The organism is [Leptolyngbya] sp. PCC 7376, from assembly GCF_000316605.1.
In the GTDB taxonomy this organism is placed as follows: Bacteria; Cyanobacteriota; Cyanobacteriia; order Cyanobacteriales; family MRBY01; genus MRBY01.
Map to the genome: position 1 here is coordinate 1,191,576 of NC_019683.1, position 24,915 is coordinate 1,216,490.

The following is a 24,915-nucleotide window of genomic DNA, read 5'->3' on the forward strand; positions in this document are numbered from 1 at the left end:
GTAAGAGCATCTCTCTTAGTAAGAAATACTCATTTTTTTGTCTTAGATAAAATCTAATATTGTTACTTTAAAATCCTTTCGGAATGGCAGAAATTAGTTGGCGCGTATAGTCCTGTTGAGGATCTCGATAAATTTGTTCAGCGGCTCCCATTTCCTCAATTTTGCCTTTGTTCATCACGATGATGCGATCGCTCATAAATTTAACGACGCTGAGATCATGGGAAATAAAGATATAGGTGAGCTGGAATTCAGATTGTAATTCCTTCAGCAAATTCAAGACTTGTGCCTGTACTGAAACATCTAATGCTGAGACGGATTCGTCGCAGATAATAAACTGTGGCTCGATCGCCAATGCTCGCGCGATGCAGACCCGCTGCCGCTGTCCACCCGACAATTCATGGGGATAGCGATTTACCCAGTCGGGATTTAAGCCAACTCGTTCTAACAAATATTGCACCCGCTCTAATCGTTTTTTCTTGTCGCGTTTGATGTTGTGGATAACCATCGGTTCGGCGATCGCCCGACCAATAGCCATTCGGGGATTGAGGGAATTGTAGGGATTTTGGAAAACAATTTGCATTTCCCGACGTAGTTGGCGAAGGCGCTTACTACGGGCAGGCAACTTCGCAATATTTTCGCCACGAAATAAAATATCGCCACCGAGAGGCTGCATCAATCGCAAAATTGCACGGGCAAGGGTCGATTTTCCACAGCCGGACTCGCCAACCAAACCCAGCGTTTCGCCAGGATAAAGGTCAAAAGTCACATCATTAACTGCCATGTTGTAGCTGCCCATCCCCAAAACACCACGTTTACGGTAGCCAACCTGGAGATGCTGAATTGAAAGTAAGGGCTGTTGTGCCACGAGAGATTCGAGGCGAGCTTTGTCTTCTTCTAAGGAAACTTGCGCCTGTAAATTCTCATCAGGCGATCGCTCTTGAATTGAAATCTCTTGAGTTTCGGGAATTTCCTCAACGGTCATAAAATCGGCCACTGTTGGAAGAAGCACAAGCTTTTGATCTAACCGGGGACGACAAGCCAAAAGTCCTTTTGTATAAGGATGTTGAGGATTTTTGAAAATATCCTTAATATCGCCCTGCTCAACAATTTTGCCGCGATACATCACTGCCACATCATCAACGAGTTCTGCAATCACGCCAAGGTCATGGGTAATAAAAATCAAGGACATTTGCCGCGCCTGACTTAAATCCCGCAACAGTTGCAAAATTTTTGCCTGCACCGTCACATCTAATGCGGTCGTCGGTTCATCCGCAATTAATAAGGTTGGATTCGAGGCGATCGCCATCGCAATCATTACCCGCTGAAGTTGCCCACCCGATAGCTCATGGGGATATCGCTCCATCACCTCCGGGAAAAGTTGTACTTCCTCTAGTCGGGCGATCGCCTGTTTTCTAGCCTCAGCCTTCGAAATATTTTGATGTAGTAAAATCGCTTCCGTCAGCTGAAAATCCACGTTATAAACCGGATTTAGCGAACTCATCGGCTCCTGAAAAATCATCGCAATCTTGCCACCGCGATAGGTACGCCGTTCCCATTCCGGTAAACTTTCAAGATCTAGAGCTTCACCATCAGGCTCAGATTTAAACAATATTTCGCCCGCCGCAACCCGACCTGGCTTCGGCACCAAACCCATCAAGGCCAACGATGTAACCGATTTCCCTGAGCCAGATTCCCCAACGATGCCGAGCGTTTTGCCACGTTCCAACTGAAAATCAATTTGATTTACTGCGATATTGACTTGCGCTTCCGTTTGGAATTGCACTTGCAGTTGGCGGACATCGAGAACCAAATCACTCATGAGTTAGCTTCAGGTTGAGGGCATTGCTAAATAGTCCTTTGATTGTAGCGGCGTTAACGCCACCAATGTTCATTTCTACAGGGAGGGCGATCGCCATCATCTCATAGAGGAAGAATCAATCGGAAAAAATAGGTACAACGCAACGAGAATTTTTTTGAGGAGTTCATCAAAAATTTTCACATAAAAAAATCCCCCTAAAGCCACAGAAAATTAGGGGGAAGATATGACAATCAAAAATTAAGTGACACTAAACTGTTCAAAAAGTAGTCACGAATTACTCTGTACTAATTTATTCAGCAGCATCATCCTGCTTACGACGCTTTGCTGCGGCAAATAAACCACTAAGAATTGGAAGGACAGCAGCAGGTGTAGGAACAGCCTCTGGATTAGCAACACGGTAAGCATGGTTATCAGTTTCAAACGCAATGCCATCAGATTGAAATTCAATGCGATTAAAGTTCTCACCTTCTTCCGCAAAGATATTCACAAAACGAGCACCTGTAACACCTTGGTCACCATTCGCAGCATCACGAATAGCCTTACCTGAAATAGATTTAATTAACTGATCACCATCAAAGAAACTAATATTGTTATGAGTATCAATGGAACCGAAGTAGAAGCCGAAATAATCTGATTCAACATCAAGGTCAATGGAAACAATATCTGATGCAGTGTTTCCAAAACTACCAACAGTCAAATAAGGATTATTTGTATTATCATAATCGCCTTGGCTAGGAGGAGCAGCATAGCGACCACCTTTATTACCTTGCACGATATCACCACCGATTCCTGTATAAGAAACGCCGCTCTCATGAGTGTAATCTACTCCACCGCGTTGATTCCCAAGACCGGAAGCGCGTAATGTCGCATCATCAAAGGTAATTGTTTGTGCACCTTCAACAGTTGAAAAGGGAGTGTTGGCTTGGGTTGTAATCACTAATGCTTGTGCTGGGCTTGCTGCTATTACAGCGACGGTATAGCAATTTCTAGTCGAGTGAGGTGCAATAGCAGCAATGTGTAAACCAGCATCGAATATCATCAAGGGTAATCTTGGAAAAAGCTACCTCAATTGCCTTGTCTAGAGCTAGATAAGTTCTTGCCCCGATACTTTTCAAGGTACTTTTCAACTTTGACCAGCAATTTTCAATGGGTGAAAAATCTGGAGAATAGGGAGGAAGGTAAATCAACTTAGCTCCCACGGCCTCAATCATTGTGCGTACTGACTCTCCTAAATGAATCGAACAGTTATCCATCACCACACATGCTCCCGCCCATAAGTTTGGTATTAACTTCTGGCTGATGAATGCTTCAAAGGTTAATCCATCCGTACTCCCCAGCAGATGATAATTAGCGACCATTCCCTTGAAGCCTAATGCTCCAATCAAAGAAACATTCTTGCCTCGTTTACTGGATTTCGGACTATAAGCTCGTTTCCCTTTCTCAGAACGTGCCCTCAGTCTTGTCATGGCTAAGTTCACGCCCGATTCATCGATAAAAATCAAGTTTTTCGCTAGAGTCGCTTGCATTTTCTGCCAAAAATCATATCTGGCTTGTTGCACTCGTTTTGTCGCCTTAAGGTCTGGATAGAATGTTTTTTTTGAGGCTATATCCCATTCTTCTTAAGGTGCGATGCATGGTGCTATTGGCCACACGGAGACCAGTGCGTTTCTCCATCTCATCACATAGTTCCGCTAGCGTCGCATCGTTTTTCTTGGTGAGCAACTGGCGCAATATTGTTTGATGCTCTTCGTTTAATTTGGGAGGTGTTTGTTGGCTTCGTTTTTTCGGAGCAATCGACCCTGTCAGTCGTTTTTGGTCGAGGAGCTTTTGTACAAAACTTTTCGCCACTCCAAATTGTCGGGCAAGACTACTTTGACTCACACCACCCCTTTCGTAGGCATCCACTATTTTCTGTCTTAAGTCTAATGAGTAGGCTTTCGGCAAGATGCTACTTTCTTCCTCACCAGTCAACTCACCTATACTACTTCATACACCTTGCTAGGCTGAAATTTGCTGTACCTGCAATCAAACTAGCGCCACATGCAGTTTTTTTAACCATTGAACTAAACATAAATCGGAGTCCTTGAGTAAGAAATTAAAGATAAAAAAGAATGACGACCTAAATGACTATTGCTTCATAGCTAATTAACTTTCAAAATCACAAAAAGATTTAAAAAATCAATTCATTCGTTTTCTTTCTGTATCTAATATATTCATTTGCAAAGAAATGGAAATCAGCGATCACACGGAGATATAGGTGGTTTACAACGAAGTATTGATAAAGACAAAATACAACTATATAAAGCTCAATTACAAAGCTCGTATTTTCACTGAGAAGCCCATTATTTTCACTGAATAACAAATACAAATAAATGTATTTCTTACTCATCACCTAAGTGAAATATAGTGATATATTTGCTATTTCTGCCTTTCTTTCCAATAGGTTTAGAGGCGATCGCCTTCTACGATTCTCTGACTCCAACAGTACCTCCCATCAGAATCCATCCCATGAGGCGACAAAGACTCTTCTCTATCTGGAACAGATCTTGAAAAACAAAAAAAGAAACAAGCGATCGCCTTGCTTCCCTTTTTGATTACGTAGCTTGGATAACAAAACTTTGAAATTTAAGACTTATTGGCTTTGTGTGAGGCGCGCAATTCTTGGGCGATACAGGCGGCGGAGAGGGAAATAATTGAAACGAAAAGACCTAGACTTGCCATGATTTAAAACCCTGTAGAAAAAGAAATTGTTGAATGGAGAAGACGAGAAAGGCTATTTAGATTTCAGTAGTGATGAGAGTCGCACCAGCATTCAGTTGACGGCAGAGGTCGTAGAGACGCTCCATATCAATCTCACTAAAACCATTAGACCAAAGCTCCTGACTCGCGGACTGGTCTGTCACTGAAGTTGAAATGTCTTTGCTTAGTGCCGCTTCTAGTACAGTTGATAAAGACATGAACGTTACTCCTAAACTCGAAAAAATATTGTTGCTGTTTCGTATGTCTTAAGTATGCTCGCCCCTCAAGAAAAATTCTGTGACAGTCCGCTACGTAAAATGGCGTAGTTCATCAATGGATCTTCCGATCGCCATCACAAATATTCAGAAAGACACTTTCTCTAATATCTCTCAAAATAAAAATGCCGCCGACGCATCAGCAGCATTCTTATTCATTAAATATAGGGGTTTCAAGCATTTTTGAGATAATCATCTCGCCTGAAATTAGGCTGGAAAAATCCGTAAACGACGGTTTGGCTCTTCACCAAAGCTTGATGATTGCAAACGATAATGTTCGATCAGTTCATGTTGCATTTTTCGAATTTTGGCAGAACGAGGTAATAATTCCACTGGTTGACCCTGAGGAATCACAATTTGCTCAACGGCAAGGCGAGCTTCCTCTAAAGCATCGATTTCATCATCACTATTGCTTTGGGAAAAGAGACGAATATCAGTTGGTTCTTTGACATTCGGATCATCCATGTTCAATAAGCGTCGCAATCCTCGCGTAATTTGCGGAATGGTGTTCGACTTCACAGCATGGATTGGCACTTGTTGATCTTGGGCAATATCTCGCAATTTCGAGTGATTTTTCAATTGTGATCGTAACGCCAATACCGCATCAGCACTTGGCAAATCTTTGGTCAGAACAATCGGCAATCGTAGAATCTCGATAACTTGCTCTAACTGTGATCGCCCGACACCATAAGGATAGACATAGACGGGATAATCCTCTCCATTGGGGCCTGGAGTCCGAACTTTTTCCGCTTGGTGGGGGTCACGTGCCGTCCAAGATTGGTCGATCATTTGATCGAGGGATGCACTACTTCGCTTTTGGAATTTTTTTTTCTTACTCCCAAAGGGCAAAGGTGTCATCTTTCCTGAGGCTCTCAGACCACGGGGACGACTAGGCTGAGGCTCTGATTTCAGAGGAGTTTGGGGATTCCATTCAGGAATTTCGATGGGATGCTCCATCTCCTCAGAGACTTTGACATTACCCTCATCATCCACCGTCCGAATTTCGAGCAAAGGTTGATGACCACGCAGCAAAGTATCAATGGTAATCGATACATCTTCATGGACAACCCATTTTTGACGCTCAAGCATTTCCACTGCCACATCAAAAGTTGGGGGCGCTTTCCGCTCTAAAACCGTTTTCTGCGATCGCCGTTTACGCGCTTCTTCATCTCCTAGGGTTACTGCTTGAATCCCACCAACAAGATCTGAAAGGGTGGGGTTTTTAATCAGGTTTTCGATGCGATTACCATGGGCAGTACCAACCAATTGCACACCGCGTTCTGCAATAGTTCGGGCAGCCTGAGCTTCCAACTCCGTACCGATTTCATCAATGATAATCACCTCTGGCATATGGTTTTCCACTGCCTCAATCATCACTCTATGTTGTTGTTCTGGGCTAGCCACTTGCATCCGACGGGCACGGCCAATCGCCGAGTGAGGCACATCACCATCACCGGCAATTTCATTAGAGGTATCAATAATGACGACACGCTTACCGACATCATCGGCAAGGACACGGGCAATTTCACGCAATGCTGTGGTTTTACCGACACCGGGACGACCCAATAACAGAATTGATTTACCGCTTTCAACCAACTCCTGAATCATTAAAATAGTGCCAAAAACTGCCCGGCCAATGCGGCAAGTTAAACCGACAATATCGCCCTGACGGTTTCGCATTGCACTAATTCGGTGCAGAGTGCGTTCAATGCCTGCGCGGTTATCGCCACTAAACATACCGACACGATTCACGGAATAGGCTAGGTCTTCGCTGGTAATAACGACTTCACCGAGGTCTTCTGTGCCTTCGACAAAGCGGGCTTCGGGAATACGCCCTAAATCCATAACCACTTCAATAAGTTCGTCTCTGCGGGGATGAGTGGCCAGCTGTTTGTGGAGGGGTTCGGGCAGAATTGTTAAAAGTTTTTCGAGGTCATCCGTGACTAGGCGGCGGTGAGCAGGGATAACGGCGGACTGCTGAGTTACGGTCATAGGATGGCAATGAAATTTGCTTAGGATTTTAACGGATTTACGAGGTCTCTGGCATCGGAGACTGCCTGCCAAAGTCGTTTTGAGTCATGTTCTAACCGGTATGGTCGCTCACAGTCAGGCGGTTCCAAGATAGGTTGCAGTTTTTTGCGGGCGTAACTCCCAAATGCAATGCCGGAAACAAAGGGGTCTGTGGCACTGGGGCGATCGCCTTTAAAGAGGTTGAGTTGCTTAAGTTTAGTAATGGTGTGATCATTCGTTCCGCCAGCGAGTTGCACATATCCTGAGATCTGCGATTGGAGAAGCTTCTGGGCGAACTGAATACTTGCATGGATTGTTCCTTTGCCGATATCACCACTCATAGGTCTACCATCGGTTTGCCACAGGAGGGTACAGTCCAAGGGCTGAATTTCCTGAAAGATTTGATTAAGGTATGGCAAAACCGCGGGATGGTTTTGGCAGCTTATTGCTAAGAGCTTGAGATGGTGGTGTACTGGGGCGATCGCCTGCCAAAGTCGCTTGAAATCGTCGAAATGTCCGACTTGGGTATGGATTTCAAGGGCATCGATGCCAGTGCTGACAATTAATTCGGCTGTAGCGCGAGGAGCTGAAACATAGTTTTGGGTGTCTATCAGACCTAAGGGACAAATCGGAATACAACGGCCACAACCATAGCAGCGATCACTGATGACGCCTGTGTGATCAATGGCAATAGCGGGACAAACTTTTTCGCAGGGACGGGGGCAATCGCTAGGACATTGGTCTGGATCAAATAGAGCTTTCCGAAAGTGTGGATCCTCTGCATCATTGACACTCATCATTAGCAAAGGTCGTAACTTTTGATAAGACGAGCCGTTTGGGGCTTGGGAAATGTCCGAGGCGATCGCCAGAGCCTCTTTTGCCATGGTGATTACGGCGGGATCCGCTGCCACATCGATGCAATCAGCCCCCGCCAAACTGTAAGCCAAAACCAGATCACGGATTGCGGGAAGATGCTGGAAACTTGCGCCACAAATGAGCTTAAACCAAGTTCCATCCGCCAAAGATTGCAATGGAGAATCAAGTACTTTCACCTCCGTATTTTAACGCCTAAATTTTCAGGCTGTGAATAATGAGCATTAACTGAGCCTTACGAAAAAGACTTTTTCGTTAACGCACACCAATACTAGTACATAAAAACTATTTGCAGCAATGAAATTAGAAAATAAGTAGTAGATCAGATCTATGTTTGTCCTCTGTCATCAGTGGAGCGATCGCCTTGAAGCTAGATAGAGAGCAAAGAATGGGTGTTTTTGTTCCCCAAGGGGAGGAGGCAAGTCTAAAAAGAATCGTTTTATTGCTTCTGCGGGAATCTTCAGAGTTCAAGGAGAAGCGTTATTGCACTCTTGAAACTCCCTATTTTTAGAGAGGCATGACTGAATTTTTAGAAAGACATGACTAAAAGTGACTTTTTCGGTATTTTTTCTGCCCAAATTTCGGGTGATAGTGAATGCATTAGAGAAACACATATGACGATTTCTTTCCTTTTCTTTTCTTCTAAATCACTTCTTTTTTCTTAGTTCAATTTTTTCTTTCTTTCGAGGTCAACAATATGTCTCTCCATCCAATGTTTGCGAAAGTGTTTGCACCGCGTGCTACCACTTCAGAAAGAGCGATGTCTCTCCAGGCGATTTTTCATATGGCATTTTCACAACGAGTTATTACTCCAGAAATGGAAGAAGCGCTTCGCTCAATTTTGTGGTCTCGACAATTCAGTAAGAAAGAGATGGAATCTCTCGCGCTCATGACCAATATGCTTGAATCTGGCGAGATTGTTCAACTCAACGCTTAAATTCCAACCAAATATTTTCCTTTTTAAGCTAGAGCAATCGATCGTGCTCTAGCTTTTTTTCTATGGCGATTGCTGAGGATTTTGCCAAACTGTGGGCTCAGAGACTCTAGTTCAAGTACTCGATGAGCACAAGAGATACTTGGTTGTCTTGCCCACCACTGAATAACAAGGCGATCGCCCTCCAATGAAGTCCCTGAAAACAACAAATGATATCTCGTAAGCCAATAGGCTGAGCCTAAACAACTTGAGGAAGATTGTTTGAGGCTTTATAGGTTATTCTGCCCAACCGATGATCTGGCTCTATTACTAGTGCAATGGCTATGTATCAATTTTTTCTGATACATAGCCATTTGAGTTTGCAAGGGTTGCGGACAGATGAGTGATTACTGTCACCAGACCGCTGAGATCTCTAGCGCTCTCCAGCAAAATATCCATCATACAAATCATTGACGAAGTACATCAGCAAATTGACGTAGGGTCACAGAGTTTTCCTTGGGCAGGCGAGATACTAAAGGCATAGAGACAAACAACAATTTCTTCTTTCTCACGAGGTGTAAGCCATGTCACTCCAAGCCATTTTCGACACTGCATTTACAGAAAAGATTGTCACTCCAGAAATGGAATACTCTCTCAATAAAATTCTTTGGTCTCACCAATTTGATGCTTATGAGATGAAGTCTTTGGCAATCCTGACTGAAATGCTAGAGTCTGGCGAAATAACAGTGCTATCGGCTTAAATCTACTTTCTCACTTGGGCAACAATTTCTTCTTTCGGAGTCAAAAAATGACGACTTTCACTTTTCTCGGTTCGAATGTTTCCTACGAACCTACTCGTATAGCAACTAAAGTAGACCACGGTAACACTACTAAATATCGTGGCCAAACTTATGAACATCATCAGGCGATCGCCAACACATCTAGCAAAAAAGGTTTAACTTATCGCGGGGTTACTTACTAAACTCACAAAACTTTTGACTTAGGTGAAATTCATAGGCATTTCAAGGCTTCTCAGGCATGGGAAGTCTTTTTTATTTTGGGGATAGGGCGATCGCCACCCTTCCCAATCATTCAAAACCTAGCGTTATTTGTTTGCCGTAAATTTCAAGTGCAATAAAAGCTCTCTCGTTTGCTCATGAATCTTTGCTCTAGTCAATTTAAAGCCATATTTATCGTAGAACTTACGACCAACTGAATTTTTTTCGAAGACTTCTACCTCTAGGTCACCATGAAGTTCCTGAGCTTTATCCACCATTAATTTTCCAATTTTTTTGCCGTGATATTCTGGCTGAAGAAATAACCCGCCGATCTCATTGCCAATTAGTGCAATAAATCCGACCACTTGACCATCAATCTCTGCAACCCAAGTATCTGCATTGGGCAAATAGAGAGTGGGAATATTTTTTCTTTCTTGCGCTAAAAACTCTGCTGGCAAGAAAGGATGGGCAATTTTTGAGGCATTTTCCCAAGATGACAGCACTCCTTCTAAGTCAGCATCAGCATATTTTCTAAGCATAAAAATGGGTGTTGGTTGGGAATACTATCTGCATCATAGTGATTTTTCTGAGCCATTCATTAATACTCACCACTTTGTTTGGGGAAATTAAGGCGATCGCCACCAAATGATCGATTACGTAATTGTTTTGGGCAAGCTATTAAAGTGCACAACGAATACGTACGTATTTTGTGATTTTGCATAACTTGTTCGTCTGGGTAACGACAAGATCAGTGAAGGCATCGAGGATCATCTACCATGGCCAATCGTTTTTCTTTCCCGAATAAGCCAGAACCCTGTCCGTGTTTTTTTCAGAGTGCGATCGTATCCGAAGTTTTAAAACCCCACCAGATGGGAGTGGTTCATTACCGTGGTCGTTGGATTGCGGCAGTTTGCCAGCTCCCCATTACATTACATCCGGATACTGCGGTGAAAGTTATCTGTGATTATGGAGACTATCTCGGTGTTTTGCCGTTTGTTGATTAGTTCAAAAAGTTGTGGCGATCGCCACTATCTAGCTTGACTCAACATCCTGAAATTTTTTAAAAAACGCACTCAAAAAATCCATGCCCAGAAAGTAGTCATTTTCTCTCTCGTTATAGAAATGACCACTGCTCATCAAGATGCCTTGTACGGCATCATCATAATCGGCTTCATAATATTTTCTAGCAATGATTTTTCCCCCGCCAAACTCATAAGTCCGAGGAAAATGTCCTCGTGGTGGCGGAGAAGATTCATCAATCGTAATCCCATCAAAAAACCATTTATAGTTCGAGAATCCTGGACGACGACGTTCACTATCTACCGACCACCCAACATGAGTACCAAAATCTTCTACAGCTCCCTCAAAATTAAGACTATATCTTGGACTTCTATTTTTCTCATAGCACTCTTGCAGGATTTGGCTCTGGATCGTGAACCCAAATTGACCGTTACTGTAGGCCTGCCATAATCGATCCACAATTTCAAGATCAGCGCTGGGAAGCCTTTGAATATCTTTATCTCGCAACCAAAATTTCTGGCGATTAACGATGCCTAAAATAAGTTCGCGGGTCAGAACATTAGCGTTGTGCCAATCTCCTGCTGCGAGCAAAGTTTCGAGAGGTTGATAGTCTATGTCCGCAGAAGATTGAGGTAGATTTTCGAGGAGGATAATCGCTTCTCTATCAAGTTCAGGTTTAATGTTCTGCTGATCTGGCTCCATAATTTGTACTCCATAAAATTCAGACAAAGTTGAGGCGATCACCTCAACAAAGACTCTCGAAACTGATGAGCGATGCCTAACTCCATTACGAAAATTTTTGATTACCCTATAGCCCCATTATCAAGCAACACATTATCTGGTTGGAATCCTAGGGATTGCCCATAATCCAAATCGAGGCGATCGCCGCGTGGTCATGGTATTCCTGAGTTTGCTGGAATTGGTCGATGCTGTTCGGGTAAATCCCCGCAAAATCAGTCACCGTCCATTGATTTGAGCGTAACCAAACATTCGCGTCTGGTGTTTCAGGAAATAGCCCCTTTTCAAATTCAATCGATTCCCGACTTTCATAGTCATTGTTATAACTTAAAGTCGCTGCACCATAATAGGCGATCGCCTCTTTTACCCACGTTCCAGCACCAACCCCCTCAGCCGTTCGATAGCTCGGATTACGTACTACAATCATCTCAATTTTCGACTGATCCGTGATCTGCTTGTCCCCATTATCAAAACCAAGCTCAAACTGTAGTTCACCATAGAAATTTACCTCCATTCCCGATGGCAGATCCACTCCTAATTCAGTTGCGTAAATTTTGGCATCCTCTGGCAACATTTGCCGCAGTTCACCGAGGGTCATGCCGAGTTTTGCCATGCCCACACCCGTCGCCGTAATTAACTGATCCGCAGCAGGCGATCGCACCCCAAGATCTTCGCACCCATTCTCAATGCCATCCTCCAAAGTAGAAGAAATCAGTTTTAGCGATCGCCCATCCCAATAATGTTGAGTCGATTCAACGCAACTTCCTGCACCATTAAATTTGTAACTATTGGAGAGAATGCTAGTGACTGGATCAAAAGTTGGATATCCCGCAAAAGAAGTACTGTCCCTACTGAAACCCAATGTCTCTTCTTCGATGGTGTAAAAGGCCACTTCTTCTGTGTTGGCATGAACCAACTCATAACTACCTTGATAGGCTGCATTGAAACAGAGAATTTTGACTAAATATTGTGTTTCATTAACATAAATTTTACTGGCATAAACCTCTGAATATTCGAAATTGTCACTCAAATTTTCGATGCCTTCACAGAGACCGATGTCTGTTTGTACGTTCATCACTTCATTAAAAATCCTCGCCTTTTCCTCACCTTCCGTAATCCGGGCGAGAGGTTCTGCTCCCTCTGTTGGAGATACAGCTAAATTAGGGGAGACAGCTTCCGGAGTTGGTTCTGGAGTAGAGGTGACTGAGTTCGAGGTGGGAGCTGAAGAAATATCTGCGTCTTCGGGTATAGCAGAAGAGCAGGAAAGAAGACTGCCGCAAATCAGAGCCGCAACGGAGAAAAGAAATTGATTATTCACTGTACAAACCTTATTGAATTTTTAGCTCAGATATTTCGGTAGAGATGCAGTCTCAATATTTATGATTACTCAGTTTATGGCGAGGAATAAGGATGTTTCTGGATTTGCAACAGTCGAATCGGCGATCGCCTAATCCTCTTCAGTGAGTGAATAAATCACCTCAAATACAGCCGCAGCTTTGGCTTTTCCTTTCAAATTTAGGTTACCCATACTTCGACAACTAACTTCTGATTTCACAGCATCGTAGGTTGTTTCGCCTAACAAAATTTGGTTGGGTTGCGCCTTACTTTCTAACCGAGCCGCTGTATTCACCACATCACCCAAGATTGTGTAATCCATCCGGCGATCGCTCCCCAAACAGCCTGCTACCACTTCACCGGAGTTGATGCCAATCCCAATTTTTATTGGTTCATTTTCAGACAATCGGTTCATTTCAATCACTTTTTTCTGGATGGTGATCGCACAATTAACAGCTTTGAGATGGTGGTCAATCTGTTCCACTGGCGCACCAAAAATCACCATCACCGAATCCCCAATAAATTTATCGATGGTACCTTCGTACTGAAACACAATATCGATCATCTCTCGAAAATATTGGTTTAACGTTGTGAAAATATCTGTTGGGGCAGTTTGCTCAGACCAAGTTGTAAAGCCACGAATATCACAGAAAAAACAAGTGACATCGCGTTTTTCACCTTCAATAATGCGTTCAAAACCTTGATGGGACATTAGCTCTTCAGCAAGATGTTGGGTCACAAAACGACCAAACATTTGTTGAATTCGTGAGGCACGCAACTGTTCTTGCTCCCACAAATGCTGAATTCGAAATAGAGGATTTTGTAAGACTTCATTGCGATAGGTTTGAATCCCGACTTGTCCCTTTTTGACTAAACCCCTTGAACTTTGTTGCATCGTAAAATGCTTATGGACAGACAAAGCTCGTAATGAATTATGTTCTAAATAATCGGACAATAAAGGCTTGGTTTCAGCATCAATTTGCAACACTTCATAGGATGCGCAACGTCCATAACGATACTCACCACCGACACGATTTTCGCAAACGGGACAGCCTTGCTCATACCAAAGCTCTTTGATTTCATAACTATCGGGATAAATCAGTCTTGTTTCTTCTAAGCTTGCGGGACGTAATTGGGCACAGTTTTCACAGAGTTTTGGGAGCAACATTTGGGAGACAATCCCTGAAACATTCGCCAAAATTTCTTCACTCGAATACTGCCAAACTTTGAGATGAGACAACACATCGATGCCCACAAAAGGAGTATCAATCGGCGCAAAAACCCAATGCCCGGTCTGCATTGCTTTGAGAATTGCTTTGCGGTTGTCATAGGTGAGCTGATCAATGGCGATCGCCCTAGAAGAATCAGTAGTTACTACTTCAATAGCCTCTAACCAAGCCTGTTCAGAGGAATCTACATATTGAATCTCCCAGTCTTGAGGCAAAGATAAATGGAGATAGTTGAGAAAATTACGATCTTGAGTCAGCAGAGTAACGGGAAATCCTTGTCGCCATACTTGATGGGCAATCATCAGAGTTGTGGTTGTTTTTCCAGAGCCGAATTGACCTGTCACGGCGACCAAACCAGGTTCTCCACTCAAAATTTTTTCCGCTAAGATTCGCGCTTCTGTTTGTTCAATAAGTCGCAGATTTTCTGAAATTTCAGCGAGGCTAAGTTTTTCATCCATAGCCATTACCCTCCATCAGTAAAGGCATTTAAAAAGTGCGGATCCACCCAAAATATCTGTCCAGTATTAGTCTGCCCAGTCATCTTTTAGCATTCACTCAAATGATGGGGAATTATCGTCCGTTTCATTCGCATAGATACATTGAGAATCGCAGCGAATCAGGATCTGAAATGACCTATCGTACTTTTAATTTTCACCCAAAATTCACGCTGTTTTTGGCGATCGCCTGACATCTCTTTCTAAATCTAAGCCCGCATCATACTTTCTTGAATTGCGCTGAAAAGTTCTGCTTCAGTTTGGCTAGGAATAAGACAGTTTAAACCTTGGCAAACGAGACCAGCACTGTCATCGGGTAACTCTGTAAAAGTCTTCAGAGCTGTGGTTTGGAGATATTTGCCAGTAAAAGAATTTAGGCGATCGCCATCACTTTTCACCACAGTGCAATGGAGATACCAATCGAGGGCGGCAATCAATGAGGGAGCCTGTTGAGATGATTTGTCGAGGACGACAGCAAAAGTTTGTAGGGCTTGCTCTGCTTTGTCGAGATACGCAAGATCTTCTGTGAGCAAAAATAATCGGATTAAATTCGTGACAGCAATGCCATTGGCGGAGGGAGTGGCATTGTCCTGATAACTACGTTCTTTGATCAGAAGTTCTTTTGCCTCGGTGTTGTTGAAATAGCCTTTAGTTTCCGCCGACCAAAATTTCGCGTCAAATTCGGATTGGAGGGTGATCGCCTTATCAAGCCAGTGGGTTTCGGTGGGGTTATTCGCCTGCAAATCAAGCAGCGCTTTAATCAAAAACGCATAATCTTCCGATTGCGCGACACCATCGGGTTCCTCACCAAAATTCAGGCGATAAAGATGTCCCTCTTGCCATTGGGTTTCGAGAATGAAATTGACGCAATTCACTGCCAAATCCCAAGCTTTTTCCAGACTGAGAACACCATAAATTCGTGCTAAACCGGAAATCATTAAGGCATTCCAGGCCACAATTAATTTCGTATCGGTAACCGCCGGGATTCGTCCCGCCCAATCTGTATTTTTTGCTTCGGCATTATCGCGCGCTGGTGGAAAGGTTTCGAGGGATTGGCGATCGCCACCATATCGCTCAGCGAAAAGTTGATTGAGAGTAGCCTGTAAACTCTCAGGAATTTCTGTAGAAGCCCGACGTTTTAGGACAATTTTTCCTTCAAAATTTCCGTCTGGCTCAATGAAAAAATTCTCTTGCAATTCCTGAAAAGCAGTATCAGAAAATTGCGTTTGCAGCTCATCAAAATCCCAAACGTAAAAGGTTCCTTCCTCCGGCTCCACATGTCCCGCATCGAGAAAACTATCCGCATCCTGCGCTGCATAAAAATATCCTTGGGGCGCAGTCATTTCGCGACTAAGCCATTCGACAGTACCTTCGAGAGCCGTTTTAAAAGAGGGTTCGGTTGTGCCATTGGCCCAGAGATTCGCAAGAAATTCGGTGATTTGCCCATTGTCATAGAGCATTTTTTCGAAGTGAGGTACTGTCCAATTTGGGTCAACGGTATAGCGATGAAAGCCGCCGCCCACATGGTCATAGATACCACCCAACGCTAAATCTAACCCACGCTTTTTCGTAATGGCAGACCCATCATGTTTTGTATTTTCGGTAAAACGACTCCCTTGAAGGGCGATCGCCGCGTAGGGAATCATCGGAAAACTGGGGCCATGGGAAACACGTCCGACCACTCCAGTACAAGCCTCAATACTTTTTTCAAGGAGTGTTTGATCGAGAGAAAGCTCAGTAGTGGGGAGCGTTACGGAGCGATCGAGAATGGTAAAAATCTCTTCTTTAATCTCCTTAAGGCGTTCTGGCTCATCATCATAAAAATGGCGAATCGAACTGAGTACATCCAGAAAACCAGGGCGATTATAACGAGGAGACACCGGAAAATATGTGCCACCATAAAACGGAATCAAATCGTCAGGTGTCAGAAAAATATTTAAAGGCCAGCCCCCCTGTCCCGTCATCAACTGCAACGCTTGCATATAAATGCTGTCAATGTCCGGTCGTTCTTCGCGGTCAACCTTAATGGGCAAAAAATTTGCGTTGAGATAATCGGCGATCGCCTGATCTGAAAACGCTTCCCCTTCCATCACCGTGCACCAATGACAGGACGAATACCCAATGGAGAGAAAAATGGGTTTATTTTCAGCCTTCGCTTTCTCAAGGGCCTCATCGCACCAATACCACCAATCAATAGGGTTTTCGGCGTGTTTACGGAGGTAGAGACTTTTGGTGTCAGCTAGGCGATTGGTCATGGAAAGAACTTTGGGTAAAGAGAGAGAATAGGCGAGTGCGGAGGCTGACCTGATTGTAACGAATCGAATTTCTCGCAAAGTTTAAAAATCAATCCGCTAAAATCGAACAAGTGCCTAGGGTCTTCGGTCTAAATACGTAGCCGGTTTACCTCCCTGTAATTGTTGCCACGATGAAGAAACTTTCTCTCGCCAATCCCACCAAAAAAGCGGCCGCCAGTCTCCGGTTGATGGGCAATTATGCGCGTCATCCCTATGGCATTGCAATCATTGGTTCCATTGCATTTCATCTCGTCGCGGCGATCGCCTTGCCTAGCTGGTCAGAGGCGGACAATACCAGCACCAATACTCGCCCAGAAATCTTGCAAATGGTGGAGTTGCCAGCGGATATCCAAAATCGTTTGCCTTCTAGCTCCCCTCAAATTGATCTGTCGGTCTTTCAAAGTAATCCAGACTTTAATATCGATATGTCGGCGATAAATCAATTTGGCGGTACTGGAGCGGGCGTTAATGGTGAGTTCGGCATTGTGCAGGGCACAAACAATCTACCAGTACCGGGCGCACCAACTTTTGGGCAAACAAATTTTTCCTTCGTACCCAATAGTCCACCACCCATTAACAGCAACTTTACTGGCTTTGCACCGCCACCACCGTCTGTCATCAATAGTTTTTTGCCGCCGCCGCCCAATGTGCCCAATCCAGGCACTCAAACCAATTCGACAGTATTCGGTGAAGAAACTCTCACAACACCAAATTTCGTTTCGGGTGATGGTGGGCAGCAAGTCTTTGCCATTTCACCAGGACAACCTCAGCCTTCTCTTTTAAAGCGTCAACGGCAACTAGAAGAAGAGGCAGCGATTTCCCTATCTCCCCAGGTATTTGCACCGGTGGATTCAGATATTCGGTTTAGTGCGGAGTTGCTCCAGTCAAACGATCTCAATAGCCCTAGTAATCCAGCCGCATTATTACCCCGTTCTGCTTCCCAAAACAATAACCAAGTCGCCGTTAATACCGCTCCTGTTAACCAATCAATCTCCGGTAATTATCCCAAAAGTGCTTGCTCATCGCGGGCTAGTGGCTCCTCTAGCTATAACGTCGTCGTTACGCCTAGTGGTGTCCCCAGCCAGTGGAGTCTCAGCCGCAGCTCTGGGTCAAATGCTCTCGATAATCAGGCAAGTAAAGATATTCGTAATGCGCGTTTCGATGGCGGCAATCGGAACTATCTTGTGAATGTTAGTTATTCCTATCAATCCTCTTTTTGTGCCGCGTTCCAACAACCTGCTCCCAGCAACAATACGCCTGCATCCCCTGCACCATCACAGCCAGAAACATCAAGTCCTCAACCTGCCACTCCTCCAGAAAGCACACCACCTCAAAATACACCTACCGACAATAATCCTGACGGCGATCGCCAAACTATAGAAATTCCGGTCTCAGCTCCTCAGCCGACACCAGCACCCACTCCAGCTCCTACCCCAACTCCCGTTCCCGCCCCTACGCCAACACCAGCGCCAACTCCGGTTCCTGCGCCAGCCCCGGCTCCAGCTCCTGCGCCAACGATCAATATTCCGGCCGAGCCTCTCCGAGTAAACTCCGAGCAACCACCAGACAATACGCCTACTGATTCCACAGAATGAATACCACTTTCTTTCAAAAACTCCATCAGCATTGCGATCGCCTCAATAGCCACATGAATCGCTTTCGCGAAGCCAAAATCCTTGTCGTTGGAGATCTCACCCTTGATGAATTTCTCGTTGGTGAAGTTGAAAGACTCTCACGGGAAGCGCCAGTACTGATCCTCAGACACAAACACACCCGACAAATTCCCGGTGGCGGCGCAAACGCAGTTTATAATCTCGCCAAACTCGGCGCTCAGATTAAAGTTGCAGGCATTATCGGGCAAGATTCCCAAGGGGAAGCAATTTGTCGTATTTTTGCCGAAGCCGGTATCGATACCAGTGGCATTGTGCGAGATGCCCAACGACCCACCGTCACCAAAAGCCGTATTACCGGCCATGCCCGCCAGTCTGTCACCCAGCAAATTGTGCGAGTTGACAGAAAATCCGATGAGATGCCTAGCCGCGAAATTCAATCCCAACTCGTTGCTTACATCAAAAGCCAATTACCCAATGTTGATGCCGTCGTTTGCTCAGATTATGGTGATGGCGTTTTTTCTGAAGCAGTCATCAAAACGATTTTGGAACATGACACAGTAATCGTTGACACACAGAAAGATTTAGACCGATTCGCTGGTGCCACTATTTTTACGCCGAATCTCCCCGAAGCAGAAAAAGCCGTTCGACACCCCATTGAATCCCAAGCTGACCTAGAACAAGCCAGCAAAACTCTTCTCAATAAAACCAACGCAGATTTTATGCTGATCACCCGTGGAGAAGATGGGATGAGTCTTTTTTCTGATCAGGATGGCCTATTAAAAGAAGAACATGTGCCAGCCTTTAATCGCACTGATGTTTTTGACGTAACAGGCGCGGGGGATACCGTTGTTGCGGGATGGACATTAGGATATTGCGTCGGTGCAGAGCCTTGGGAATGCACAGTTCTCGGTAATCTTGGCGCAAGTATTGTCGTCAGAACGTTTGGTACAGCAACGACCTCAGTTCCAGAAATGCAGGAAACCTTAGAGTTACTTTTAGAAGACAATGCCGACCCATAAAGATTGGTTCTGTTGTACTTAATGAGTCATAATAAAGAGCCTTTCGTTGTCTGAGCAATGGTCAATCCAGAAAACTTAAAACCTCCTCTCAAGTGGGCTGGCGGAAAGCGTTGGCTTGTGCCGATCCTCACAGAAATTTGGCACGACTATCAAGATGATTATCAGCTCATTGAACCATTTTGTGGTGGGTTGGCGATCGCCCTTGGATTAGCTCCTCAAAAAGCCATTCTCAATGATGTGAATCCCCACCTCATTAATTTCTATCGTTGGCTCAAGAAAGGGATGACATGCAGAATTGAAATGAAAAATGAGGAAGATCATTATTACCAAAATCGAGATCGTTTTAATGAGCTAATCTGCGCAAAAAAATGGACTAATAAAGAAGCAGCTGAACTTTTCTATTATCTCAATCGAACTGGCTTTAATGGGCTTTGCCGATTTAATCAAAAGGGAGGGTTTAATGTCCCTTTTGGTAGCTATAAAAAAATCAACTACCGAAAAGATTTCACTAGCTATAAATCTACTCTAAAAAATTGGCAGTTTACATTAGGTGATTTCGAGAAAATCAAAATAAGCAATAAGAGTTTTATTTATGCAGATCCACCCTATGATGTGGAGTTCCGGCAATATTCTTCTGGTGGTTTTAGTTGGGAAGATCAGGAACGTCTCGCAAAATGGCTAGCAACACAAGACCAACCAGTAATCGCGTCGAATCAAGCGACAGAAAGAATTTTGGACTTATATAAGAGTTTAGGATTTGAGACTCAACAGCTCAATGCTCCCAGACGTATCTCCTGTAATGGCGATCGCACTCCAGCAATGGAAATGTTGGCATTGAAAAATTTTTAGGAACAGTTTATGACTCGCGACACCAGCACTGGAAAAGTTTTTGAGCAGACCGTTTTACCGGCGCTGGAACATGCTAATTATCGCTACCGAAAGCAAGTCTATATTGGTCTAAAGCCTAACGGCAGAAAACATATTGTTGACTTGATTATTTATAAGGATGATCGCTCTAAAATTTTGGTATCAAAAAAGTGGCAACAAGCAAATGGTACAGCAGAAGAAAAGATCCCCTTTGAAGTGATTATGCTTGCTCGTGCCTGCAAACAATATGGTTACAAATCTGCCTACTTAGTTTTGGGTGGCACAGAGGATAATCATCGCTTAGGCACAACGGGTTGGACATTAAGACAATGGTATTTGTCTGGTGAGCTATCACAATGGATTACAGATAACAATCTTGTCAAAATAATTGGCTTTGAAGATTTTATCGCATCGATTAATCGTCATGAGATTTGAGATTAAATCAATTAAAAAGGGCAAATATAATCTTTTGTAAAATTACATTTGCCCTTGGACTATTTGGCTTTTAAATATTCCTGAGAATTAGCTCAAGACCCAGTGAACAAGGGTACGCACAGGGAAGCCAGTACCACCTTTGCTGTAGATATCAGACTCTTTATCAGACCATGCCGGGCCTGCAATATCGAGGTGAACCCAAGGCGTATCTTCAACAAATTCCTTTAGGAAAAGCGCCGCCGTAATCGAGCCACCATAACGAGGGCCAGTATTTTTCATATCGGCGATGGGAGATTTCATGCCTTCGAAATACTTGGGAGGCATTGGCATTTTCCAGAATTCTTCGCCTGCTTTCTCAGACGCAGAGCTGATAGCATCAGCCAATTCATCATCACCCCAAAGACCACAAATCTCTTCACCGAGGGCAATTACACAAGCGCCAGTCAAAGTGGCAATATCAACGATCGCATCAACTTCGAGCTTTTCGGCATAAACCAATGCATCGGCCAATGTTAAGCGACCTTCAGCATCGGTATTATTCACCTCAATGGTTTTGCCGTTAGAGGCAGTGAGAATATCGCCGGGACGCAAACCACTACCGCTAATCATGTTTTCGGTGGCGGCACTAATAAAGTGAACTTCAACGTCCGGCTTCAGTTGGGCGATCGCCTTGGCAGCTCCAAAAGTGGCGGCCGCACCACCCATATCCATTTTCATCATGGCAATGCTGGGGCCAGAAGGCTTGATGTTATAACCACCAGAATCGAAGGTTAAACCCTTACCAATGATCGCCAATTTTTTGCGGGGCGTACCTTCGGGCTTATAGATGAGGTGAATAAATTGTGGAGGAAGATCCGTTGCTTCCGCGACACCGAGGTAAGACCCCATATTCTGCGCTTCGCATTCGTCCTGCCCAAGTACTGTCAACTCAAGACCATATTCATCAGCAAGTTCTTTGACTGATGCCGCAAGGGTGACGGGATTAATCACATTGGCGGGGGAGTTCACCAACTCACGGGCATAGATAGTGCCTTCGCACAGAATAGAACCTGTGGCGATCGCCTCACTCTGGTCACCAATTCCGAGAATATCAACTGTTTCGAGGGCAGGCTCTTTGATATCATCGCCAGACTTATAACGATTGTCAGCGTAGAGACCAAGGGTAATCCCCTCTGTGATCATCTGTGCGGTTGCCGCCGCATCATCTAACGGAGGAACGCTAATCGCCAAAGTTTTGATATTCTGGTCGCCTTTCACCGCTCGGGCGATCGCCGCCCCTGTAGAGCGAACGGCTTTGCCATCCCACTTGTCCTCATCGCCGAGACCAACGAGTAATACCTTCTTAATTTCGGCACCACCCCCAACGCGATTAAGAGAAGTGCTGCCGGATTTACCCTTAAACTCAGTCTCCGCCAAAATTTCGGCGATCGCACCAGATAGTTTACTATCCAGTGCTCCCAAGGATTCGGGAAGACTAATCACTTCTTCACTACTGAAAAAGCCCAGGGCGATCGCATCCCCCGACCAATCCGCAGCAGCTTGGGTAATTCCTTTGATTTGCATAATATTTCTTACGTCTTAATACAACTAGATTTTAGTGTGACACTTCCTAAAAAACTTTCCAAGATCGGCAACCCGCCAGCAGGAAGCTTGCAAGGCATGGCAAATTAAGATTTGTGCCAGTCACCAAAAACATATCGATAATATTGCCCGATCGCCTTCGGAATTGTCGGAAATGTGACATCAGCTCGATTCAAAATCCATTTCGCATAGGTGTTGCTGTTTGGCCTCGACACATATCGATACAGATCATTGTTGGGGAATTGTTTTGGGTTGGATTTATTTAAATTAAATATTATTTTCTTAAGTCAAAAGACAAACAATTAAAGTATTTGCTTACACTACATAAAATAGATAAAGACAAAAGAGTTCAAAAAATGAAAAAATCAATATATTTAGTTGAAAGTGAAGTCGCAAAATATGATCACTTCACGCAAACAATATCTGCAAAAAATATCACAAATGATAATTTTTCAAGATTTAAAGATAGCCTCAAAAATAATTCTCCAAGAGAGTCTGAGGAGACAATATTTTTCACAAAAAATGTATTACAAACTATCGTTCATGAGTTACAACATTGGATGGATATAAACTGCTCTATTTATGGTCTCTACACTGTACAAAATATCTTGGCCTTACAGTATGAGAAAAACATCAAAGATCCAATACTATACCTTAAGCAAAGACTTGGTTTGAGATTATTTACTCAAACAATAAATTATCAAGGAATTAATAATCGTATACAATGTGTTCCCAGCTTGAGTATTCCTGAGCGCCATGAAGATATAAAGCACTGGTCTTACTGCTTCTCAGAAAAGAATAGCGATACAATTCTATTTAAATCTCCGATATTTTTAGGAAGCATGCTGGAGTGTAATGCAGTGTTTCAAGAAACAATACAGCAAATTTCAGCCTAGCAAAGTGTATGAAGTAGTATAGGTGAGTTGACTGGTGAGGAAGAAAGTAGCATCTTGCCGAAAGCCTACTCATTAGACTTAAGACAGAAAATAGTGGATGCCTACGAAAGGGGTGGTGTGAGTCAAAGTAGTCTTGCCCGACAATTTGGAGTGGCGAAAAGTTTTGTACAAAAGCTCCTCGACCAAAAACGACTGACAGGGTCGATTGCTCCGAAAAAACGAAGCCAACAAACACCTCCCAAATTAAACGAAGAGCATCAAACAATATTGCGCCAGTTGCTCACCAAGAAAAACGATACGACGCTAGCGGAACTATGTGATGAGATGGAGAAACGCACTGGTCTCCGTGTGGCCAATAGCACCATGCATCGCACCTTAAGAAGAATGGGATATAGCCTCAAAAAAAACATTCTATCCAGACCTTAGGGCGACAAAACGAGTGCAACAAGCCAGATATGATTTTTGGCAGAAAATGCAAGCGACTCTAGCGAAAAACTTGATTTTTATCGATGAATCGGGCGTGAACTTAGCCATGACAAGACTGAGGGCACGTTCTGAGAAAGGGAAACGAGCTTATAGTCCGAAATCCAGTAAACGAGGCAAGAATGTTTCTTTGATTGGAGCATTAGGCTTCAAGGGAATGGTCGCTAATTATCATCTGCTGGGGAGTACGGATGGATTAACCTTTGAAGCATTCATCAGCCAGAAGTTAATACCAAACTTATGGGCGGGAGCATGTGTGGTGATGGATAACTGTTCGATTCATTTAGGAGAGTCAGTACGCACAATGATTGAGGCCGTGGGAGCTAAGTTGATTTACCTTCCTCCCTATTCTCCAGATTTTTCACCCATTGAAAATTGCTGGTCAAAGTTGAAAAGTACCTTGAAAAGTATCGGGGCAAGAACTTATCTAGCTCTAGACAAGGCAATTGAGGTAGCTTTTTCCAAGATTACCCTTGATGATATTCGATGCTGGTTTACACATTGCTGCTATTGCACCTCACTCGACTAGAAATTGCTATATCCGGCTTATATAGCTTAAAAGATCACAGTCTTTGGTGCATTGAGCAAAATGTATTCAAAGAAAATTTATCTAGACTTATAAACGATGCTGAATTAGTTGAATATCATGCAATTGCTCATGCAGTATCTATCGCATCCCAGAACTCAGATGTCTTAGAAGTTTATAGATTCGCTTCTCACATTTGTCAAATTTTATTTCATCTATCGTCATCTTTATTGAACAAAAGTTGTAAAAAAGCAGTGGCTTTTCTATGCAAAGAACTAAATGCCCCGAAATCATATATCAAAGAAGTATCTCAAGGATTTCCTCGTGAAACAATACTATTGTTTTTGCTTGAAAAAATTCGCATCAAGTCAAAAAATAGCACCGTTTCCCTTACAGAAGACTTGATATGGACACTAATGCCATTCTGGACAAAAGAAAAATTTATTGAAGATAGTCATAAAGAGTTTAAGCTCATCATCCAAAAAATCAGCAAATATAAAATCAAACATTTTCAGAAGTGTTCTAGTGCTTTGATATCTAATAATTTGCTACTCCTAAATAATATTTGCGATGCCTCACCTCATTGTATATCGAGTTTCAAAAGACCTCCTATCTTTTGTGGTGACTTTATTCTCAGTGGTTCTTCTGAATTTGATCAATTAGAAAAATACTTTATGGATATAAAGGTAAATGATTTAGAAAAAATGATTACGATTGAAGAAAAGGCTTCATTCAAACGATAATTGCTTGAATCATAT

26 protein-coding genes are annotated in these 24,915 nt (G+C 43.6%); 12 read left to right on the top strand and 14 right to left on the bottom strand.

The window, feature by feature from the left end:
* Window positions 1–67: 67 nt before the first annotated feature.
* The 7 genes from LEPTO7376_RS05400 to ldpA all read right to left on the bottom strand — a co-directional run bounded on the left by LEPTO7376_RS05400 (window position 68) and on the right by ldpA (window position 7,895).
* Complete coding sequence (locus tag LEPTO7376_RS05400; RefSeq protein WP_015133213.1) at window positions 68–1,819, bottom strand: ABC transporter ATP-binding protein; 1,752 nt, start codon at window positions 1,817–1,819, stop codon at window positions 68–70.
* 289 nt (window positions 1,820–2,108) lie between these two features.
* Complete coding sequence (locus LEPTO7376_RS23225; protein ID WP_225901250.1) at window positions 2,109–2,858, bottom strand: PTPA-CTERM sorting domain-containing protein; 750 nt, start codon at window positions 2,856–2,858, stop codon at window positions 2,109–2,111.
* On the bottom strand, window positions 2,806–3,378 hold the full coding sequence (locus tag LEPTO7376_RS27330; RefSeq protein ID WP_041763060.1) for an IS630 family transposase: 573 nt from the start codon (window positions 3,376–3,378) through the stop codon (window positions 2,806–2,808). The genes LEPTO7376_RS23225 and LEPTO7376_RS27330 overlap by 53 nt, the downstream gene beginning before the upstream one ends.
* A gap of 13 nt (window positions 3,379–3,391) precedes the next feature.
* Complete coding sequence (locus LEPTO7376_RS27335; protein WP_225901096.1) at window positions 3,392–3,790, bottom strand: transposase; 399 nt, start codon at window positions 3,788–3,790, stop codon at window positions 3,392–3,394.
* 806 nt (window positions 3,791–4,596) lie between these two features.
* On the bottom strand, window positions 4,597–4,776 hold the full coding sequence (locus LEPTO7376_RS05425) for a hypothetical protein (protein ID WP_015133216.1): 180 nt from the start codon (window positions 4,774–4,776) through the stop codon (window positions 4,597–4,599).
* Between the two features lie 264 nt (window positions 4,777–5,040).
* Window positions 5,041–6,825 carry a R3H domain-containing nucleic acid-binding protein gene (locus LEPTO7376_RS05430; RefSeq protein ID WP_015133217.1) on the bottom strand — a complete coding sequence of 595 codons (1,785 nt, stop codon included), beginning with the start codon at window positions 6,823–6,825 and terminating at the stop codon, window positions 5,041–5,043.
* Window positions 6,826–6,845: 20 nt separating this feature from the next.
* Window positions 6,846–7,895, bottom strand: coding sequence for a circadian clock protein LdpA (gene ldpA / locus LEPTO7376_RS05435; protein ID WP_015133218.1), 1,050 nt, complete (start codon window positions 7,893–7,895; stop codon window positions 6,846–6,848).
* 518 nt (window positions 7,896–8,413) lie between these two features.
* Between ldpA and LEPTO7376_RS05440 the strand changes: the two genes are divergently transcribed.
* From LEPTO7376_RS05440 to LEPTO7376_RS24440, 3 genes are all read left to right on the top strand, one after another.
* Window positions 8,414–8,653, top strand: a complete 240-nt coding sequence (locus LEPTO7376_RS05440) for a hypothetical protein (protein WP_015133219.1) — start codon at window positions 8,414–8,416, stop codon at window positions 8,651–8,653.
* Between the two features lie 560 nt (window positions 8,654–9,213).
* Complete coding sequence (locus LEPTO7376_RS26215; protein ID WP_015133220.1) at window positions 9,214–9,390, top strand: hypothetical protein; 177 nt, start codon at window positions 9,214–9,216, stop codon at window positions 9,388–9,390.
* 47 nt (window positions 9,391–9,437) lie between these two features.
* A complete protein-coding gene (locus LEPTO7376_RS24440) occupies window positions 9,438–9,611 on the top strand; it encodes a DUF4278 domain-containing protein (RefSeq protein WP_015133221.1) in 174 nt (57 codons plus the stop codon).
* Between the two features lie 123 nt (window positions 9,612–9,734).
* Here LEPTO7376_RS24440 and LEPTO7376_RS05445 read toward each other — a convergent pair whose 3' ends face one another.
* Window positions 9,735–10,166 (bottom strand): GNAT family N-acetyltransferase, encoded by a 432-nt coding sequence (locus LEPTO7376_RS05445; protein ID WP_015133222.1) that lies wholly within the window; start codon window positions 10,164–10,166, stop codon window positions 9,735–9,737.
* Window positions 10,167–10,403: 237 nt separating this feature from the next.
* Between LEPTO7376_RS05445 and LEPTO7376_RS05450 the strand changes: the two genes are divergently transcribed.
* A complete protein-coding gene (locus tag LEPTO7376_RS05450) occupies window positions 10,404–10,631 on the top strand; it encodes a hypothetical protein (RefSeq protein WP_015133223.1) in 228 nt (75 codons plus the stop codon).
* Window positions 10,632–10,659: 28 nt separating this feature from the next.
* Here the strand turns inward: LEPTO7376_RS05450 and LEPTO7376_RS23230 are convergent, their stop codons facing one another.
* The 4 genes from LEPTO7376_RS23230 to LEPTO7376_RS05470 all read right to left on the bottom strand — a co-directional run bounded on the left by LEPTO7376_RS23230 (window position 10,660) and on the right by LEPTO7376_RS05470 (window position 16,698).
* Window positions 10,660–11,376: a GUN4 domain-containing protein gene (locus LEPTO7376_RS23230; RefSeq protein WP_160148388.1), complete on the bottom strand. Its 717-nt coding sequence runs from the start codon at window positions 11,374–11,376 to the stop codon at window positions 10,660–10,662.
* A 121-nt stretch (window positions 11,377–11,497) separates the two neighbouring features.
* The gene (locus LEPTO7376_RS05460) at window positions 11,498–12,703 is read right to left on the bottom strand and encodes a DUF1176 domain-containing protein (RefSeq protein WP_015133225.1); all 1,206 of its coding nucleotides are present in this window, start codon (window positions 12,701–12,703) and stop codon (window positions 11,498–11,500) included.
* A 129-nt stretch (window positions 12,704–12,832) separates the two neighbouring features.
* A complete protein-coding gene (locus LEPTO7376_RS05465) occupies window positions 12,833–14,407 on the bottom strand; it encodes an adenylate/guanylate cyclase domain-containing protein (protein WP_015133226.1) in 1,575 nt (524 codons plus the stop codon).
* 245 nt (window positions 14,408–14,652) lie between these two features.
* The gene (locus LEPTO7376_RS05470) at window positions 14,653–16,698 is read right to left on the bottom strand and encodes a thioredoxin domain-containing protein (protein ID WP_015133227.1); all 2,046 of its coding nucleotides are present in this window, start codon (window positions 16,696–16,698) and stop codon (window positions 14,653–14,655) included.
* Between the two features lie 170 nt (window positions 16,699–16,868).
* Here LEPTO7376_RS05470 and LEPTO7376_RS28285 point away from each other — a divergent pair, with 170 nt between their 5' ends.
* The 4 genes from LEPTO7376_RS28285 to LEPTO7376_RS05490 are packed head-to-tail and all read left to right on the top strand — an operon-like array spanning window position 16,869 to window position 20,671.
* Window positions 16,869–18,332: an energy transducer TonB gene (locus LEPTO7376_RS28285; protein WP_015133228.1), complete on the top strand. Its 1,464-nt coding sequence runs from the start codon at window positions 16,869–16,871 to the stop codon at window positions 18,330–18,332.
* Window positions 18,329–19,369 (top strand): bifunctional heptose 7-phosphate kinase/heptose 1-phosphate adenyltransferase, encoded by a 1,041-nt coding sequence (locus LEPTO7376_RS05480; protein ID WP_015133229.1) that lies wholly within the window; start codon window positions 18,329–18,331, stop codon window positions 19,367–19,369. Before LEPTO7376_RS28285 ends, LEPTO7376_RS05480 begins: the two co-directional genes overlap by 4 nt.
* A gap of 57 nt (window positions 19,370–19,426) precedes the next feature.
* A complete protein-coding gene (locus LEPTO7376_RS05485) occupies window positions 19,427–20,218 on the top strand; it encodes a Dam family site-specific DNA-(adenine-N6)-methyltransferase (RefSeq protein ID WP_015133230.1) in 792 nt (263 codons plus the stop codon).
* 9 nt (window positions 20,219–20,227) lie between these two features.
* On the top strand, window positions 20,228–20,671 hold the full coding sequence (locus LEPTO7376_RS05490; RefSeq protein ID WP_015133231.1) for a PD-(D/E)XK nuclease superfamily protein: 444 nt from the start codon (window positions 20,228–20,230) through the stop codon (window positions 20,669–20,671).
* An 87-nt stretch (window positions 20,672–20,758) separates the two neighbouring features.
* Here LEPTO7376_RS05490 and LEPTO7376_RS05495 read toward each other — a convergent pair whose 3' ends face one another.
* Window positions 20,759–22,234 carry a leucyl aminopeptidase gene (locus LEPTO7376_RS05495; protein WP_015133232.1) on the bottom strand — a complete coding sequence of 492 codons (1,476 nt, stop codon included), beginning with the start codon at window positions 22,232–22,234 and terminating at the stop codon, window positions 20,759–20,761.
* Window positions 22,235–22,338: 104 nt separating this feature from the next.
* Window positions 22,339–22,530 carry a DUF3750 domain-containing protein gene (locus LEPTO7376_RS28910; protein WP_160148582.1) on the bottom strand — a complete coding sequence of 64 codons (192 nt, stop codon included), beginning with the start codon at window positions 22,528–22,530 and terminating at the stop codon, window positions 22,339–22,341.
* Window positions 22,531–22,563: 33 nt separating this feature from the next.
* Between LEPTO7376_RS28910 and LEPTO7376_RS05500 the strand changes: the two genes are divergently transcribed.
* The 4 genes from LEPTO7376_RS05500 to LEPTO7376_RS05515 are packed head-to-tail and all read left to right on the top strand — an operon-like array spanning window position 22,564 to window position 24,900.
* A complete protein-coding gene (locus LEPTO7376_RS05500; RefSeq protein WP_041763175.1) occupies window positions 22,564–23,148 on the top strand; it encodes a hypothetical protein in 585 nt (194 codons plus the stop codon).
* A gap of 27 nt (window positions 23,149–23,175) precedes the next feature.
* Complete coding sequence (locus tag LEPTO7376_RS27345; RefSeq protein ID WP_225901139.1) at window positions 23,176–23,574, top strand: transposase; 399 nt, start codon at window positions 23,176–23,178, stop codon at window positions 23,572–23,574.
* 13 nt (window positions 23,575–23,587) lie between these two features.
* Entirely contained in the window at window positions 23,588–24,160 is a 573-nt protein-coding gene (locus tag LEPTO7376_RS27350; protein WP_041763060.1) for an IS630 family transposase, read from the top strand.
* Window positions 24,118–24,900: a hypothetical protein gene (locus LEPTO7376_RS05515; RefSeq protein WP_041763178.1), complete on the top strand. Its 783-nt coding sequence runs from the start codon at window positions 24,118–24,120 to the stop codon at window positions 24,898–24,900. Before LEPTO7376_RS27350 ends, LEPTO7376_RS05515 begins: the two co-directional genes overlap by 43 nt.
* The last annotated feature ends 15 nt before the right edge of the window (window positions 24,901–24,915 follow it).

Excerpts from the sequence above, each read along its gene's own strand:
- LEPTO7376_RS05400 (WP_015133213.1), bottom strand. The coding sequence starts at position 1,819 with ATGAGTGATTTGGTTCTCGATGTCCGCCAACTGCAAGTGCAATTCCAA.
- LEPTO7376_RS23225 (WP_225901250.1), bottom strand. The coding sequence starts at position 2,858 with ATGATATTCGATGCTGGTTTACACATTGCTGCTATTGCACCTCACTCG.
- LEPTO7376_RS05425 (WP_015133216.1), bottom strand. The coding sequence starts at position 4,776 with ATGTCTTTATCAACTGTACTAGAAGCGGCACTAAGCAAAGACATTTCA.
- LEPTO7376_RS05430 (WP_015133217.1), bottom strand. The coding sequence starts at position 6,825 with ATGACCGTAACTCAGCAGTCCGCCGTTATCCCTGCTCACCGCCGCCTA.
- LEPTO7376_RS05440 (WP_015133219.1), top strand. The coding sequence starts at position 8,414 with ATGTCTCTCCATCCAATGTTTGCGAAAGTGTTTGCACCGCGTGCTACC.
- LEPTO7376_RS26215 (WP_015133220.1), top strand. The coding sequence starts at position 9,214 with ATGTCACTCCAAGCCATTTTCGACACTGCATTTACAGAAAAGATTGTC.
- LEPTO7376_RS24440 (WP_015133221.1), top strand. The coding sequence starts at position 9,438 with ATGACGACTTTCACTTTTCTCGGTTCGAATGTTTCCTACGAACCTACT.
- LEPTO7376_RS05445 (WP_015133222.1), bottom strand. The coding sequence starts at position 10,166 with ATGCTTAGAAAATATGCTGATGCTGACTTAGAAGGAGTGCTGTCATCT.
- LEPTO7376_RS05450 (WP_015133223.1), top strand. The coding sequence starts at position 10,404 with ATGGCCAATCGTTTTTCTTTCCCGAATAAGCCAGAACCCTGTCCGTGT.
- LEPTO7376_RS05465 (WP_015133226.1), bottom strand. The coding sequence starts at position 14,407 with ATGGATGAAAAACTTAGCCTCGCTGAAATTTCAGAAAATCTGCGACTT.
- LEPTO7376_RS05470 (WP_015133227.1), bottom strand. The coding sequence starts at position 16,698 with ATGACCAATCGCCTAGCTGACACCAAAAGTCTCTACCTCCGTAAACAC.
- LEPTO7376_RS28285 (WP_015133228.1), top strand. The coding sequence starts at position 16,869 with ATGAAGAAACTTTCTCTCGCCAATCCCACCAAAAAAGCGGCCGCCAGT.
- LEPTO7376_RS05480 (WP_015133229.1), top strand. The coding sequence starts at position 18,329 with ATGAATACCACTTTCTTTCAAAAACTCCATCAGCATTGCGATCGCCTC.
- LEPTO7376_RS05485 (WP_015133230.1), top strand. The coding sequence starts at position 19,427 with ATGGTCAATCCAGAAAACTTAAAACCTCCTCTCAAGTGGGCTGGCGGA.
- LEPTO7376_RS05490 (WP_015133231.1), top strand. The coding sequence starts at position 20,228 with ATGACTCGCGACACCAGCACTGGAAAAGTTTTTGAGCAGACCGTTTTA.
- LEPTO7376_RS05495 (WP_015133232.1), bottom strand. The coding sequence starts at position 22,234 with ATGCAAATCAAAGGAATTACCCAAGCTGCTGCGGATTGGTCGGGGGAT.
- LEPTO7376_RS05515 (WP_041763178.1), top strand. The coding sequence starts at position 24,118 with ATGCTGGTTTACACATTGCTGCTATTGCACCTCACTCGACTAGAAATT.